Raw genomic sequence first — 16,107 nt, 5'->3', positions numbered from 1 at the left:
CACATGCGAGAAACCTTATTGGGTGGCTTGAAGGTCCGACTCGTCGGCGGGTCAGACGGTCATGGAGGCGGTGAAGGTCCTCTCGTCATGCTCCTCCATGGCTTTGGCGCGCCGGGAGACGATCTGGTGCCGCTTGCTGAGGTGATTGATGCTCCGGCAACAACCCGCTGGCTTTTTCCGGAAGCCCCACTCTCCCTCAATATGGGGTACGGCGATTCGCGTGCCTGGTGGATCATCGACTTCGCGCGCATCCAGGAAGATCGCGTCGCCGGTCGCATTCGTGATCTATCCGTGGAGATTCCGCAGGGCTTGGCCCTGGCACGTGAGCGGTTGCTCGTTTTTCTCAAAGAGTTACCACGACAGCTCTCGATCGATTACAAGAAGACAATCATCGGCGGGTTTTCACAGGGCGCGATGCTCACCTGCGACGCCGTGCTCCATACCGACTATCCGTTTGCCGGATTGGTGCAGCTCTCCGGAAATCTCCTGGCTCAAGCGGTCTGGGGCTCTCTCATGCAGAAACGGAACGGACTGCCGGTGTTCCAAAGTCACGGCACGCAGGACGATATCCTCCCACATGTCGGGGCGGAGCGTCTTCGCGACGCGCTGACTCGATCGGGCCTCGCCGTGGAGTGGCACAGCTTCCGCGGCGGGCATGAGATCCCTGAGTCGGTACTACGGCGACTGAGCACATTCATCATGCAAGCACTCAAAGGATAAGCATGCGGTCCGTCGCGCTCACCTGAGCGCTCATTCCTGGCGACTGTCGACTCAGTGGGCCAGAACACCTTGAGCTGGTTCGCCGATTCGTGCTGAGGGAAGCCTGATGTTGGTCTTGATTCACAAAAAATGCGGTGGCCCTGCCCTTGAGGAGTCGTCGATAGGCGAAGTCTGCGCCATCCCCATCAACCGCTTCCCCTTTCCCTGTTTTACCTGTCTGGAAGAAATCCTCGACGAATCCGAAGTGCGGCTATCTGAAGATCTGGGAATTTGACAGCTTCGAGACTCTAGGTCCTGAGTCTGAAATGTGTCGAATAAACCTGATTCCGCAGCCCGTTAGACGGGCGATGCACCGAGCATTTGGATTCCCCAGACAACGACTTTGTCCAACCGGTACTGTCCTGGCCAAGAACACCGGTGTGACCGGTGTCCTTCGCATTTCCGGACTGCTAGAATGCGGCATGGCTTCCGATGAGACCTCGGCTCTCCCTCGTCGAACGGAGGCACTCTATGCAGAGGTTATCCTGCCCCGTCATATCGCGAAGGCCTTCACCTATCTCGTTCCCCCCTCCTTAGCTCAGACCATCGCCATAGGGCGTCGCGTCCTTGTCCCGTTTGGGCGTACGCTGCTGGAAGGGGTCGTCATCTCGCTGAGTGACCACCTTGCAACCGAGATAAAGTCCGCTTCCATTAGAGAGATCCGCTCTCTAGATCGCGACTTCAGCTTGCCTACGTCGCTGTTCGAGCTATCTCGCAAGGTCGCGGAATATTACGTTGCACCCTGGGGCCAATGTCTTCGGCTCATATTGCCCGCGATGGCAACGCGAAAACCGCCTCCCACCCGATACCTGGCCACTGCGCAGGGCCACGCTGCCTTGAAATCCGGTCTCTGTCCAGGCGATCTGAGGCCAATTCTCGACCGAATCGCCCGACGAACTCCAGGAATCCTATCTTCGACACTTCAACCCACTCGGCAGCGAAAAGTCCTGCGGAGCATCGATGCCCTCATCAACAAGTCGTGGATCGAGCTCGTGCCTTCCAACAATGCCACCGTCCGACTCCAAGCGCCGCATAGGAGGCTCACTTTGGACGAGCATGATCGCCGAACGCCGGTGGATGGGCTTCTGCCCACTGAAACGCTCCCGGAGGTCGATTCCTCATGGAAAACGCGTGTCTCACACTGCCTTCACAGCAACCACATGAGTAAACTCGTCCTCCATGCCCCGTGGGAACACCGACTCAGCCGGCTTGTGGACGCTATTCAGCAAGCGCACTCAATGAAGAAATCCACTCTGGTTCTGACCGGCGAGGTCGTGAGAGCATCCTGGTTAACACAGGTGCTCTCTAGACTCACGAACCTCCAAGTAACCTTCGCACGCCCACCTTCGGAATCGAGTCGGTGGCAACAGGGTCAGGAACAGGTTCACTCGGTAGTCGTCGGAACCCGTTCAGCCATCTTTTCGCCCCTTAGTTCGATCGGTCTGATCTGGGTGGAAGGAGAAGAGGATCCGGCCCTGAAAGAACCTCAGGAGCCTCGCTATCATGCCAGGGAGGTCGCCTATTTGAGAGCCGAGACCGAACGGGCGCTTGTTGTCCTGGCCTCGGCTCACCCATCCCTTGAATCGAGGTTCGATCCCGAGGCTGAGATCCACCATGTGCCACAAGAAGTTGCCGTTCAACCTACGATTGAGCTTGTTGACCTTCGCAACGAGGCTGCAGGCACTCTCCTCAGCCACAAACTCATCCGAGCGATGCACGAAGCGCTACAGGACCATGCCAAGATCCTGCTCTTCCTCAATAGGAAAGGTTATGCCGGGACCTTGGCTTGTAGAGACTGTGGCTGGGTCTCTCGTTGCGATTCCTGTATCGTGCCGCTGACCTATTATCGTGAGGCCGGCAAGCTCACTTGCCGTTACTGTGGTAGGGCAGATCGATTGCCGGAGCTCTGCCCTTTGTGCCGGACTCCCCATATAAATCCTGTTGGTGACGGCACCGAGCGTGTTGAAGCCGACGTTCGTCGCCTATTCCCACAGGTCAAAATCGCCCGGCTTGATGGCGACACACTCCGGCGTTCGGCGTCGGCGCATGCTCTGTGGAAAGGTGCCAGATCCGGCGCGTGGGATGTTCTGATTGGTACCCAGGCGCTGTTTCGCCGGGAACCACTCCCCCGCTACGGCTTGGTGGGGATCCTTCAAGCAGATTCGGGGCTGCACATCTCTGAATTTCGTGCCGCGGAGCGCACCTATCACTTGCTGGTGGATGCCGCCAACCTGGCATATCCGGCGTCCACCGGAGGTCGTGTCATCGTACAGACGCGCCTTCCAACACATTATGTTGTCCAAGCCTTGGTCTCAGGAGATCCCAATAAATTCTACACTGAAGAATTCGACGCACGTCGGCTTCTACGGTATCCGCCCGTCTGCCACCTGGCTGAGCTTTCTGTAATCGGCAAAGACCTTAGCATTGTCGAAGAGGCTGCCAAGCGCTGGGCTGCGGACATCGAACAGAATGCCCGTGACCAGGAGCCTGTGATGGTTTTAGGTCCGGTGCCGGCAACACACCGGCGTCCAAAAGGCCGTCAGCAGTATCGCATCTTGGTAAAAGGAACTGCTGTCACCGCCCTCAGCCGACGAATCCATGATTCCGTCCAGAAAATGGAGCGAGAGTACCGCAAAGGACGGATCAAATTCATCGTCGACATTGACCCGATCGAGACTGGATGAAGTTAGACGCCCTTCCTCTTTGGCTTCGCCCGAGAAATCGGCTCTGTGGCAGTCTGCTCCGCATGTACAACCGTAGCCAGCTTACGTGCTCGTTTAAACAGGCCGTAAGAAAACGAAATCCAGAACACAGATGAGAAGAGACCCAGCACGACGGCCGAAAGGATCGTTCCCATCTCAGATTCGGGAAGTGATTCTGCCTGGCCTCTGAGTTGAATCATCAGCACCAACGGCCAGGCAAAGCTTTCCAGGCCGAGCAACAAGGTAGACCATGCCCATAGTTCCGTGATCGACTCTGTCATGAACCATAAGAACAGCCCCACGGTCAGAGCCCATCCGACCACGACGACCGGAGAGACGCTTCCTCCCCATAAGAGCCAGAATCCGACTGCGGCAACGAAGGTCCCTAAAAACAGATTCAGAAATATCATGAAGGGCATGATCCGGGCATGGAATGCCGGAGTCTGACGGGACCGTGTCGTGATGTCAATGCGAAGAACGTTGAGTGTGTGCGGCGAGTTGTTTAGACGGCCAGTTCGGCAGCAACCGTATCGAGCAGGACGTTCAGGTCGAACGGCTTTTGAAGCGTCCGTCTGGCTCCCAGCATTTTTGCGATGTCCAAGAAATTGAGGACGCCGATCGTATCACTTCCCCCGGTCATCGCAATAACACGAGCATCGGGAAACTCCCGGCGGAGCGTCATGATAGTCTCTAGTCCGTCTTGGTCCGGCATGAGAATATCCATGATGACAAGATCCGTCGATCTCGTCCGATACCGGTCAAGTCCCTCTTTCCCGTCGCGGGCCTCTTCGACCTCGTAGCCGGCCTGTTCCAATATTTCCCGGATGAGCTGACGAACTTGGTCCTGATCATCAACCACGAGGACCGACGGCATCCGACACCTCAATCGATATCCGCGATGGTTCTGGAACGCGGTTGGCCGCCGCACCCGTAGGTTCCGGGTAATCGGTAGCCTGATCCAATGCCTTGCGGATGGCATACGCCAGCTCATGCAACGTGAGCGGTTTTTGAAGGCATTCCGTCACGCCCTGTGACCAGGCATCGTCCAGACCAGGCACACTATGTGACCCGGTGCAGAGGATGACAGGGAGATCCGGTCGAAGTCGTCGACATTCTCGAGCCAGGCGATCCCAACTCATGCCGGGCATCGTCCGATCGGTAATCAGCAAGTCGAACCGCTTGGGTTCGGCTTGAAAGACTCCCCATGCTTCGGCAGCCGTTCTACACACCACCGGATGGTAGCCGAGGGATTCCAACAGCTCTCTTCCTAATCGAACAACGGAGTCTTCGTCATCGACAAATAGGATACTTTCGTGTCCATGGGGAACCGGATCGTCCTTCTGAGTCGTCGATGGCCCCCAAGCCGGCAGAGCGGGAAGGTAGGCCGATACGACCGTTCCGGCGCCAATTTGGCTTTCAATCACCAGGGTACCGCTATGCGCCGTGACAACGCCGTAGACCACCGCTAGTCCCACACCCGGCCCATCGCTGTCCGCCTCGGGCGCCAAGAACGAAGAGAACAATCGACTCACTCTCTCAGGGTCCATGCCCTCGCCTGTATCACGAACGCTCAGACAGACGTACCGTCCAGCGGGGAGTCGACCGGAAGGCAAGATCTGATCCGTTACAAACTCCCGGTTCCGAAGCTGAACGTCAAGGATTCCTCCCGTCTTCTGCATCGCACGGAGGGCGTTATCGACCAGGTTGAGCATCATCTCTTGCAGCTGCACGGCATTGGCTGAAATAGGGTTGGTCGCATGTGCAATCTGCGCTCTGAGTTCAATCCACAAGGGAATCGTCGGACGAAGGAGCCTAAGGGACTCTTTCGCCAAGGAATGGAGGAACACAGGGCACCGACCGTGATCGTTCTGCCCACTGAAGACCAACAACTGCTGGATCAGTTCTCGGGATTTTTTCGCCCCCTCTATGACCTGCCTGATATGGCGATGCGCCTTGTTCTCAGCCGGAATCACCGGAAGCGCCAACTCGCTGAAGCCGAGTACAGCCGTGAGACCGTTGTTCAACTCATGCGCGATACCGCCGGCAAAGGTGCCGATCGCTTCCCTCCTCGCTGCCTCTCGGCCCCTGACTTCGACGTTCTTACGATCGGTCACATCGACGACCGTCCCGAGTGTGCGGGTCGGTTGTCTCGACGAACCGTCGCCGTCAAACGCAGCCAGAGAACGAAGCCTGATATGCCGCATGACGCCGTCTGGTCTGACGAAACGGTACTCGACCTCAGACAGGCCATTGCCTATCACGGCACGGGCTGTTTGGACGGTGGACATCACCCCGTCCCGATCATCGGGATGAACGAGCTCGAGATGGCGCTGCCATGAAGCCGGCTCATCGGTACCCACGCCATAGATGTCCCGCAGGATCGGTGACCAAGAGAGCGAATCTGTCCGATGGTCCTGTTCAAAGAACCCGACCCTTCCTATCTCCGCGACAAGATCAAGTCGTGTCTCGCGATCCCTGAGCGCCTGTTCGACCTGCCGACGAGTGTAGAGATCTTCGTACTGGGTTCTATCAGGTGTTTCCGTGCCCTGCCCAAGTTGAGATACGTTACTCATGGTCCAAACGACCAACGTCACCCGGCCCTGGCGGTCTTTCACCGGTGACAGCGATACGTCATTCCAAAATGAGGTGCCATTCTTGCGGTAATGGCACAACCCCACACGACAGGCCCATCCATCTTGGAGGGCCATCGCAAGCTTTTCGAGCGAGGCCCGATCTGTATCCGGGCCGGTCAAGACCGACGTCGTTTGCCCGAGCACCTCTTCCTCAGCGTAGCCGGTCAGCAGCAGGAAGGCCGGATTGACGTAGACGATCGGATGCCGGGACAACGTCGCATCCGTCACCAGCACGCTACAATTGGTGGCCGCGATGATGGTTGAATTCAGGATGTCCACTTGGCGCTGTCGCATCAGTATCCCGAGAAACAACATGAGGGACAGGAGCAACCCTAGGAATAGACCAGTAGTCATGTGGGATAACCTCCCGGTCTGTGCACACGGAGTAGTTATGAATCCGAATCTCTTGAGGACAATCTACATGAAGGGCAAGGGAAGTGCCCAGATATGAAGGGTGGCTGCAAAACTAGCTTTTTGCACCTAAGAGGAGTAGAGCTGAATGAATCTCGCTTATCCCCGCCGTTTCGCAAAAAAGGCGGCCGCCTGCGCTCGCCGGGTGATGCGAAGCTTTTGAAATACGTTTGCCAAGTAGTTCTTGACGGTCTTGTCGCTGAGTCCGAGCGCGACGGCGATTTCCTTGTTGGTCTTTCCCTCGGCAACCAGTGCGACCACTCGTTCCTCCTGAGAGGACAGTGGATCCGTACCAGGCGTCGCAGGACAGTCGTGAAGCCCCCTCAACCACCCCAGAGCCCGTTCGGTCACACTGGAGTCCAAAATCGATTGACCGTTGGCAACCGAGCGGATGGCTTCAACCAATGCGGGTGAGTCAATTTCTTTGAGGACGTAGCCATGAGCGCCGGCAAGCACTGCGGCGAGAACGGAGTCGTCGTCGGCGTAGGACGTCAAGAAGATGATCCGTGTCCCCGGCAGCGTCCCTAGGATCTCCCGACAGGCATCCACACCGGAACCGTCCGGTAGTCGGACGTCCATCAAGATCACGTCGGGCTTCAACCTTAGCGCTTGCTGGATCGCGTCCGCCATGGTACCCGCTTCCCCCGCTACAATGACACCCTGGATTTGAGCGAGCACCGTCCGCAGTCCCACGCGAATGACCTCGTGATCGTCGACGAGCAGTACTCGAACGGCGTGATTTTTAGTGGTGACCATAATGAGTATCCTTTGGTAGGTCGACTGAGATCCGCGTCCCCTTGTCAGATTTCGACTGGATGGCGAACAAGCCGCGGACTTTTTGTGCCCGTGCCGCCATGTTGACTAACCCATGACCAACCCCCTGAACCGAGCTTGTATCAAACCCAATGCCGTCATCCGTCACGGCGAGACGATCTGAGCGGAGGAGATCCCGGAGCGAGACTGTGATCCGTTTGGCACGGCTGTGGCGCAGCGCATTACTCAACCCCTCGCGTACGAGGTTGATGATATGGATCGCTTGTTCTGTGGATAGCCGGCGTGCTGCTGCGTCGTCGATCCTCACGCGACATCTGGCGGAAGAGGAGAGGGACATCGTATCGACCATGGTCCGCAGAGCGGTCGAGAAGTCACCGCCCTGCATCACCTGGGACTCGAGTCCCGCAATGAAATTCCGGACCTCCGTCATGACATGTTTGAGCTGCCCAATGGCTTGATCCACTGTCACCCCAAATTGCTCCGTCACATGATCTTGTTGATTCTTGATCACTGCCTTACCCGCTTCCAACCCGAGCCCGACGGCGTACAAGGATTGGAGAATACCGTCATGGAGGTCTTGACTGATCCGTTCCCGTTCCTGAAGTGCCGCGCTTAAGTCTCGCTCGCGCTGCAGGAGGGTCTCTTCCATTCGTTTACGCTCGGTGATATCGGTCGCGGCTCCGAGCACCATGCGGACCTGGCCCCGGTCATCGAAGATCGGTCTCTTGACCATCTGTAACCAGCGCGTCCTCCCCCCTGCGTCGGTGATCCTCTCCTCCGGGATGAACCGATCCTGCGCGGAATTCATGACATCAAGATCGCTCTGCCGAAAGAATTCCGCTTCTTCGGGATTAGCATTGAAGTCCGCATCCGATTTCCCGACTAAGTCTTCCACAGCCGTGCCATACCAATTGGCCACAGCTTTGTTGGCCATGGTGAACCGTCCTTCACGATCCTTGGCAAAAATAAGATGGGGGTCTGCGTCGATGACCTGCCGCAAGAACGTATGGGAACGGTGAAGCTCGGCTTCCGCTCGCTTGCGTTCTCCAATATCCCTCAGGATCGCACAGCCATACTCCTTTTCATCATACCGCAGATAATTGAAGGTCACCTCCGTCTCCAAGACAGAGCCGTCGCATGCCCAGTAGGTCGCTTCGAACGCCAACGCCCCCTGCTTCTTTAAGTGATTCCAATGCTCTGCCCATCGTTCCACAGGAAAATTAGGATCGATGTCATGCACCGTCATGGTCGTCAGGTCTTGACGCGCGTACCCCAACATTCGGCAGGCCGTCTCGTTCACGTTGAATATGCGAGCGCTCGAATCCACCCACAAGATCGCTTCAACCGCCTGATCCACCGAGAACTGGGTGAGCCGCAGCGCTTTTTCCATGCGTTTGTACTCGGTGATGTCCTCGCACACGATGAGCGCAAATGATTCTCCATCTTGGCTCTGCAGCACACGCACGAGCTCCCGTACCCACAGCAGCGCGCCATCGCTTCGCACCTTGCGAAATTCCCATTGCGCGACTCCCTCCGGATGATGAAAGAACCCTTCTATCTCGGCACATACGCGCACTCGGTCTTCTTCGAAGAAGATCGCCGCCACCGGCTTCCCGACAAGATCCTCGACGCGATAGCCCAAGTACTGCGCACCGTACTGGTTGACGGACCTGATGATTCCTGTTCGATCCACGGTGAAATACATAGAGGGAGTTGCGTCATAGAGAGTCCGATATCGCTCCTCGCTCTGCCGCAGAGCGTCCAGCGCCGATTGGCGGTCCATTTCACCGCCGAGCCATTGCGCCATAAGTTGAATGAAATCCCTTTCGGACAAGGTAAACGGTTTCTGGCGGGGTTCGACGCTCGCAAAACACAGGGTCCCGTAGGTGCCCTCCAGTCCGTTGATCGCAGTCCCGATGTACGATTCCAACTTCAGTGCAGCGTAAGCTGGATGCCTCTGCCAATCCGGAGACACACCGGCATGCTCGAAACTCAGGGGTCTGCTCTGGCGAATGGTTTCGCTGCAGTATGCCTTAGACAGAGACACGCGCATGCCCTGATGGAACCCCGTGCCGGGCGCGGTCACTTGCCCCACCTCCAACTCGTCACCCCTGACAAAGGTCTGCATCCCGATCGGCAGATCGAAGAAGCGGCACCCGAGCTGAAGCAGTGCTTCGACCCGTTCCTTGAACGATTGGCCCTGCGCCGACGAGATATCGTGGAGCGCGCGGATTGCCTGCTGGCTCTTCCAGAGGGCCTGCTCCGCCTGCTTGCGCTCGGTGATATCGGAGAACAGAACGAGGATGGCCGGCGTACCGTTCCACGTAATCCGAGCTACCTCGACCTGAACCGGAATCGCCGTTCCATCCATCTTCAGATAAACTCGTTCCGCACTATTGATGGACGCGCCGCCGCTCAGCAGGCGTTTCACGTTCTCACCCACTTCTTGATGATAGTCCGGATGGATGAACTCAAATGTCGGCCGGTCGAGAATTTCCTGGGGATCCTTCGCTCCCATGATGAGGACGCCCGTTCGGTTGATGTAGGCTGTCCGCCCTTCACACAAGACGAAGGCACCGCATGGGGCCAGCTCGATCAACATCCGGTACCGCTCCTCGCTCTCGCGCAGCGCCTCCTCCATCCGTTTATGGTTCGTAATGTCGGTGTGCGAACCGAGGAGACGAATCCTTCGACCATCCCGTTCGGGCACAAACGAAGCCCGCGCTTCGATCCATCGATACCCCCCATCCCTGTGCTTCAGCCGAAATTCCTGTCGATAGTCTCCCTCGCGACGAGACACGTAGTCTCGCACATAGGCCATCGCCACTTCCCGATCCTCCGGGTGCAGAAGCACCGTCCAGGACTCAAAAGCATCTGAAATCTCTGCCGGCTCATATCCCAACTGACGTTTCCATTCCTGGGAAAGGACTACTTCGTCCGTTTCCGTGTTCCAGTCCCATAGTCCGGTCCCTGAGGCACGGAGGGCTTGTTGGAGCTTTTCTTGGGAAGTCCGTAGCATCTCCTCGGTGCGCTTCCGCTCGGTAATGTCGCGTGAATTCACGACCACAATGCATCGACCATGTGGATCCCAAGTCGCCCTGCCGATTCCTTCCAAACTGCGCCACGAACCGTCTTTGTGGCGAAAACGGAATTCGGCCGTTTGAGGCGTTCCGGGCCGCTGGATGAGCAACTGGAACCTCTCGATCACAGCAGGAAGATCCTCTTGATGAACGAACTCGAAGGCGATACATCCATCGAGCTCGCGTTGTGCATACCCGAGCAGTCGTTCGAATGAGGGGCTTTCGAACTGGATTCTCCCGTCCGAATCGAGAACCGTAATGATGTCCGAGGAATGCTCGATCAGCGTACGGAAGTGCGCTTCGCGTTGCTGTAGTGCCGACTCTGCTCGTTTGCGATCGGTCACGTCCAAAGCTGTCCCGGACATACGCACTGGCTGACCGCTACTATCACGCAAGAACTCTGCGCAGCAACGAATCGTCCGTACTTCGCCATTGGGGCGAACGATTCGGCATTCCATATCGTGTGGTGCGGCCCCTACCAACGCGCCGTCGATCAACGCCAGAATCCGGTCACGATCGTCCGGCACTACCGCCGACACAAAACTGTTGAATCTCATCTCACGTGATTGAGGCGCATAGCCGAAGATCCGGTAGAGTTCATCCGACCATTCTACCTCGCCGTTTGTGATGTCCCAACTCCAACTTCCCAGGTGAGCAAGAGCTTGTGCGACATGGAGATGGCGAGTCCGTTCCTGCAGTACTCGGTCTCGTTCGCCCACTTCACGTGCGAGATCGGCTACCTGTCTGCGCAGGAGATCCAATTCAAGAAGGTCGCTCGTAGCACTCATGATAAGGCTCCTTGCTGGGCGACATCGACGATGCATCAAGAGCCGGTTCGGCTCATGGAAGTAACCGGCTCACAGTACGATGGTCGAGTGTGCCGCTTTCCTCACGAACACTCTTCTGCCTGGACCAAAAGTTATTTGACCCGAAAGTTATTGGTTCCTAATGAAGTCCATGCGGACAGCAGTGTGCTATGAGAAATGGGGAAAAGTCTAGATCCAAATGGCCCAAGGTCTTTCGCTGGACGGCATCGGGTAGGATCAGTCAGATCGATGGTGCCGAAGGCGGGACTTGAACCCGCACGGCTTTCGCCACACGCCCCTCAAACGTGCGTGTCTGCCATTCCACCACTTCGGCACTCAGCAGGATGCTGAAACGAAGCCTGCCACACGTTTCGCATCGCTCGAACCCAGTACTCGGAAGTACGCCTCAGGCTTTCGCTCGTTGCGGCCTTATCGCAGGCTTGTTTGACCATCCTGCATCAAGGCCTCCTGTCAGCTATGAGGGGAAAGGAGTGGCATTATAGGAGGAGGGTAAAATTCTTGTCAATCAACCGGTCGTCCGGTAGAATCAGCATCTCATTGTCCTCGGCCGCTCGTCGTATGATACAAACAGACCAACGAGGTCTCTCCTCTTCCATTGCGGCATTTTTTGATGTCGATAATACCATTTTGCCAGGCGAAGCGAGCGAAGTGCGATTTTTTCGCTGGCTGTGGCAGCGCGGTATCGTCGGTTGGCCTGAAGCTCGAGAGAGTGTGTCTTGGCTCCTGCGACATTTCCCGACGTTGTCGCTGCACCCGCTCCGCGAGCGGAAGCTGTATCTGGCCGGCAAACCTGCGCAAGTGATCCAACCGTTGGGCGAGGAGTTCTGTCGCGAGGAACTCTGTCCTCGTGTCTCTCCCGCCGCCATGCGGATGCTCGACGAGCATCGCCGTGCGGGCCATGCCATCATTTTCGTGACAGGATCCATCGATTTCCTGATCGCCCCCGTCGCCGACGCGCTTCGAGCTGATCGATGCTTTGCGAGTCGGTTGGAGCAACAGAACGGCCTCTATACCGGTTTCCTCGCCCCCCCTCTTCCTTATGGGGAAGGGAAACGCCGGCTCATCGATCGATTGATCCATGAACTGACGCTGGATCTGTCCCAATGCTATGCGTACGGGGACAGTCCTGGCGATCTAGACCTGCTCCGGGCCGTAGGTCATCCGACAGTGGTGAATCCGATTCGCGGCATGGCCTCCATCGCCCGACGCAAAAACTGGCCGATCGTTAAATGGCGATGAGCTGCTGCCTGTGATCAGATCAACCGTCTCTGTGGCCAATCATTCAATCAACTACTCAGTAAGCCCACACACTGCCCATGCGCGTCACCGAAGTTTTTCATAGCGTTCAAGGTGAGTCGACCTTTGCCGGGCTGCCCTGCGTGTTCGTGCGTCTGACCGGTTGCCCGCTGCGATGCACCTGGTGTGACACGGACTATGCTTTCTTCGGCGGAACGGACCGGTCCATCGATGAGATTCTCGACACGGTCCGATCCTATGGTTGTCGGTTGGTTGAGGTGACGGGAGGTGAACCGTTAGCACAAGCGGGTACGGCTACGCTGCTGCACCGGTTGTGCGAAGAAGGCTTCACGGTCCTCCTTGAAACAAGCGGAGCGATCGATACCACCATCGTCCCCCCGTCGGTCCGTATTATCTTGGACGTGAAGTGCCCGGGAAGCGGCATGTCGGAACGGATGCACTGGCCCAATGTCGAACGTCTAAAACCGCAAGACGAGGCCAAATTTGTCATCCGGGACCGGGGTGATTACGAATGGGCCAAGGACATTCTGGCTCACTTCCACTTGACCGATCGCTGTCCGGTCCTCTTTAGTCCGGTATTTGATGCGCTGGATCCACGACAGTTGGCCGAATGGCTCCTGGCAGACCGACTACCTATTCGCCTTCAGTTGCAACTTCACAAGCACATCTGGGCACCCGATATGCGGGGAGTGTGAAGAGTTTCACCGTCGACCGGGATGGAGAAGCCCTGATGACCACCAACGATCGGCTGATGGTGTTCGCTAATTGGCGCATCACAAGGAGAATCGAATGAATAGTATGCGAGTTGAAGCGAAACAAGGACGAGTCGACACAGAGACCACAGATGCGCTCGTCCTCCTATTTTGTGAAGGGGAGGGACTGCCGAAGGAAGAGGGGGGCATTCTCGATCGAGCACTCGGAGGGGCACTTCGCGAACTTCTGCAGTCCAAGGAGTTTGACGGAAAAGCCGGTGAGGTGGTCGTCCTTCATACACACCGAAAAATTCAGGCGAAACGGTTGATTCTTGTCGGCCTCGGAAAGAAACATGAGCTGGGTTTGGATCAGATCCGACAGGCGATGGGGCATGCCGCCAAACGCGTTCGCCATACCAAATGCGGGGTCTTTACGGTTGCGTTGCCGAGTGTCGTGCCACATGGGGCCTCGCCGATGGATGTTGGCCAGACCATGACGGAAGGAGCGATCTTAGGGAGCTATCAATTCACAATCTATCGTAGCGACGCTCCGACAGGTAGGGAAGTGACGGCGATGACCATCCTGGCTCCGCAGAAAGATCAACTGCGTCAGTTGTCGGAAGGGATTCGTCGCGGTGTCGCGACTGCTGAAGCGACAGTCTTTGTTCGAGATCTCTGCAACCATCCGTCCAATGTGATGACACCGACCAGGATCGCCAGTGAAGCGAAGACCGTGGCGAAGGACGCTGGTGTTAATCTGAAAATCCTTGAACAAAAGGACATGGAAAAACTTGGTATGGGTGCCTTGCTGGGGGTTGCGAAAGGCAGCCACCAACCGCCGAAGTTCATTATTCTCCAGTACCAAGGAGCCAAGAAAAAAGACGACCGCCCGGTGGTGCTCGTCGGTAAGACGATCACCTTCGACACGGGTGGGATCTCGCTCAAACCGGCGGAGAATATGGAGCAGATGAAGGCCGACATGACCGGTGGAGCAGAGGTGCTAGCGGCGATACGGGCTGCGGCTCGTCTGAAGTTACCGCTTAATCTCATCAGCATCCTCCCGGCGGCGGAGAATATGCCGGGAGGCCGGGCGATGCGACCTGGCGACGTGGTCAAGACACTATCGGGGAAAACCGTGGAGGTGCAGAACACGGACGCCGAGGGCCGCCTGATCCTGTCCGACGGTCTTGCCTACGCAACTCGATTCAAGCCGGCCGCACTCATCGACATCGCGACCCTGACGGGAGCTTGCGTCGTCGCCCTGGGCCAGTTCGCAATCGGAATGTTCGGCACTGATGCAACATTGAAAGAAGCGATCCGCAAGGCCGGCCTTCGAGCGGGCGAGCGGGTATGGGAAATGCCGTTGTGGGAAGAATATTTTGAGCAACTGCGCAGCGATGTGGCCGACATGCGGAACATCGGGGGACGGGGGGGTGGCATGATCACGGCTGCACTCTTCTTGAGCAAGTTCGTCGGCGAGGCCCCTTGGGTGCATCTCGATATCGCCAGTACCGATTGGAGCGAGCGGGAGCGGGCATACATTCCCAAAGGTCCAACGGGCATCGGTACCAGATTGTTGATCCAGTTCCTCATCGATCGCTCACTGTAGGGCGAGAGCAAGGCGATTCGAAGATGTCTTACGACCAGATCGGCCAACTCTTCATGATAGGGTTCGATGGCACCACCGTTTCGGTCGAACTCGCCTCCTTCATCAGGGAATATAAGCCCGGCGGCGTCATCCTGTTCGCGCGAAATCTCGAATCGATCGCCCAGATCATCGAATTGACAAGCGCTCTTCAGCGCTGCAGCCCGCACTCCCCACTCCTCATCTCTATCGATCAAGAAGGCGGACGTGTCTCCCGGTTGCCGAAAGATTTTACGATTTTTCCACCCTGCGAAGTCCTCGGGCGATGCCGTTCTTCCGAATTGGCCTACGCTGCAGCAGCAACGACCGCGAAGGAGCTCAAGGCCGTCGGCATCAACATGAATATGTCCCCGGTGCTGGATGTGAACAGCAACCCCACCAATCCGGTGATTGGCGATCGAGCATTCGGCACGAGTCCTGATGTCGTGTCTGAATTGGGGTTGGCCACCGTAGGAGGTCTCCAGGACAATCGTATCGTGGCTTGTGGGAAACACTTTCCCGGCCATGGGGATACCAACTCGGACTCGCACAAGGAGTTACCCGTCGTGTCGGCGACACGCGAACGACTCGAGCGTATTGAGTTTCCTCCATTCCGGCACGCGATTGCGAACGGCGTGGCAACGATGATGACGGCCCACGTTGTGTATCGCGCTTTGGATGAGAACCGGCCTGCAACCCTGTCCCCGACGATCATTGGGAGATTTCTTCGTGAAGAGTTGCATTACGACGGCGTCGTGTTGACGGATGATCTTGAGATGCATGCCATCATTGATCATTATGGCATCGGCGACGCGACCATACAGGCCATCCAAGCCGGTTGCGATATGCCGTTGATCTGTAAAGACCGCAACCGAGTCGTAGCCGCGCTGAATGCCGCTGACAAGGCCGTTGCGGACGGGGATATCTCTGCCGGACGGTTGGCCCAGTCTCTCGCACGTATCCGCCGCTTAAAAGAACGTTTCCTTCTTCCCTATCGACCCGTGATGATTTCTGATGCGAAACTTGTGGTGGGCTGCCGAAGCCACAAGGCTCTCTTGCGCACCATCGACCAGACTCGGCAACGATTCGCGAAAGCCGACGTATGATCTTGCCTTCTTTCTTTTCAGAATACCAAGGGGGACGACTTTGAGCATTGTCTCCGGAGAGAACTGCCCGATTTCCACCACGATGAACAACCTCACTTCATGAAATGAGGAAGCGAAACCTCCGCGCTCCCCGCCGAATATCTTGCCCTCTTCTCATCTGTTGTGGCATCATAGCCCTCCCTTGGAGGGCCTGATGGCCTCATTGCTAGAGTACGTTGGATCCGTCCATATTTTTCTTGGGC

General features: G+C 57.0%; 12 protein-coding genes and 1 tRNA gene. 7 read left to right on the top strand and 6 right to left on the bottom strand.

What is annotated here, in order from left to right:
* Positions 1 to 3: 3 nt before the first annotated feature.
* The 3 genes from P0120_15835 (at position 4) to priA (ending at position 3,443) form a co-directional block, all read left to right on the top strand.
* Positions 4 to 720, top strand: a complete 717-nt coding sequence (locus P0120_15835) for a hypothetical protein (protein ID MDF0675782.1) — start codon at positions 4 to 6, stop codon at positions 718 to 720.
* A gap of 106 nt (positions 721 to 826) precedes the next feature.
* Positions 827 to 994 carry a hypothetical protein gene (locus tag P0120_15830; GenBank protein ID MDF0675781.1) on the top strand — a complete coding sequence of 56 codons (168 nt, stop codon included), beginning with the start codon at positions 827 to 829 and terminating at the stop codon, positions 992 to 994.
* A 73-nt stretch (positions 995 to 1,067) separates the two neighbouring features.
* A complete protein-coding gene (gene priA, locus P0120_15825) occupies positions 1,068 to 3,443 on the top strand; it encodes a primosomal protein N' (GenBank protein ID MDF0675780.1) in 2,376 nt (791 codons plus the stop codon).
* A 2-nt stretch (positions 3,444 to 3,445) separates the two neighbouring features.
* Here priA and P0120_15820 read toward each other — a convergent pair whose 3' ends face one another.
* The 6 genes from P0120_15820 to P0120_15795 all read right to left on the bottom strand — a co-directional run bounded on the left by P0120_15820 (position 3,446) and on the right by P0120_15795 (position 11,499).
* Entirely contained in the window at positions 3,446 to 3,871 is a 426-nt protein-coding gene (locus P0120_15820) for a hypothetical protein (GenBank protein ID MDF0675779.1), read from the bottom strand.
* A gap of 92 nt (positions 3,872 to 3,963) precedes the next feature.
* A complete protein-coding gene (locus P0120_15815; GenBank protein ID MDF0675778.1) occupies positions 3,964 to 4,335 on the bottom strand; it encodes a response regulator in 372 nt (123 codons plus the stop codon).
* Positions 4,313 to 6,448 (bottom strand): PAS domain S-box protein, encoded by a 2,136-nt coding sequence (locus P0120_15810; GenBank protein MDF0675777.1) that lies wholly within the window; start codon positions 6,446 to 6,448, stop codon positions 4,313 to 4,315. Before P0120_15810 ends, P0120_15815 begins: the two co-directional genes overlap by 23 nt.
* A 156-nt stretch (positions 6,449 to 6,604) precedes the next feature.
* Complete coding sequence (locus P0120_15805) at positions 6,605 to 7,261, bottom strand: response regulator transcription factor (GenBank protein MDF0675776.1); 657 nt, start codon at positions 7,259 to 7,261, stop codon at positions 6,605 to 6,607.
* Positions 7,248 to 11,147 carry a PAS domain S-box protein gene (locus P0120_15800; protein MDF0675775.1) on the bottom strand — a complete coding sequence of 1,300 codons (3,900 nt, stop codon included), beginning with the start codon at positions 11,145 to 11,147 and terminating at the stop codon, positions 7,248 to 7,250. Before P0120_15800 ends, P0120_15805 begins: the two co-directional genes overlap by 14 nt.
* A 268-nt stretch (positions 11,148 to 11,415) precedes the next feature.
* Positions 11,416 to 11,499: transfer RNA gene (locus P0120_15795), tRNA-Leu, on the bottom strand.
* A 245-nt stretch (positions 11,500 to 11,744) separates the two neighbouring features.
* On the opposite strand from P0120_15795, the gene P0120_15790 reads away from it, so the two are divergent.
* The 4 genes from P0120_15790 to nagZ all read left to right on the top strand — a co-directional run bounded on the left by P0120_15790 (position 11,745) and on the right by nagZ (position 15,865).
* Entirely contained in the window at positions 11,745 to 12,425 is a 681-nt protein-coding gene (locus P0120_15790) for an HAD-IB family hydrolase (GenBank protein ID MDF0675774.1), read from the top strand.
* A gap of 77 nt (positions 12,426 to 12,502) precedes the next feature.
* Complete coding sequence (locus tag P0120_15785; GenBank protein ID MDF0675773.1) at positions 12,503 to 13,138, top strand: radical SAM protein; 636 nt, start codon at positions 12,503 to 12,505, stop codon at positions 13,136 to 13,138.
* A gap of 94 nt (positions 13,139 to 13,232) precedes the next feature.
* Positions 13,233 to 14,744: a leucyl aminopeptidase gene (locus tag P0120_15780; GenBank protein MDF0675772.1), complete on the top strand. Its 1,512-nt coding sequence runs from the start codon at positions 13,233 to 13,235 to the stop codon at positions 14,742 to 14,744.
* 23 nt (positions 14,745 to 14,767) lie between these two features.
* Positions 14,768 to 15,865 carry a beta-N-acetylhexosaminidase gene (gene nagZ, locus P0120_15775; protein MDF0675771.1) on the top strand — a complete coding sequence of 366 codons (1,098 nt, stop codon included), beginning with the start codon at positions 14,768 to 14,770 and terminating at the stop codon, positions 15,863 to 15,865.
* Positions 15,866 to 16,107 lie beyond the last annotated feature (242 nt).

The organism is Nitrospira sp., from assembly GCA_029194675.1.
GTDB lineage: Bacteria > Nitrospirota > Nitrospiria > Nitrospirales > Nitrospiraceae > Nitrospira_D.
Note: the sequence above shows the minus strand (reverse complement) of the source record. Positions and strands in the feature narration are given on the sequence as shown.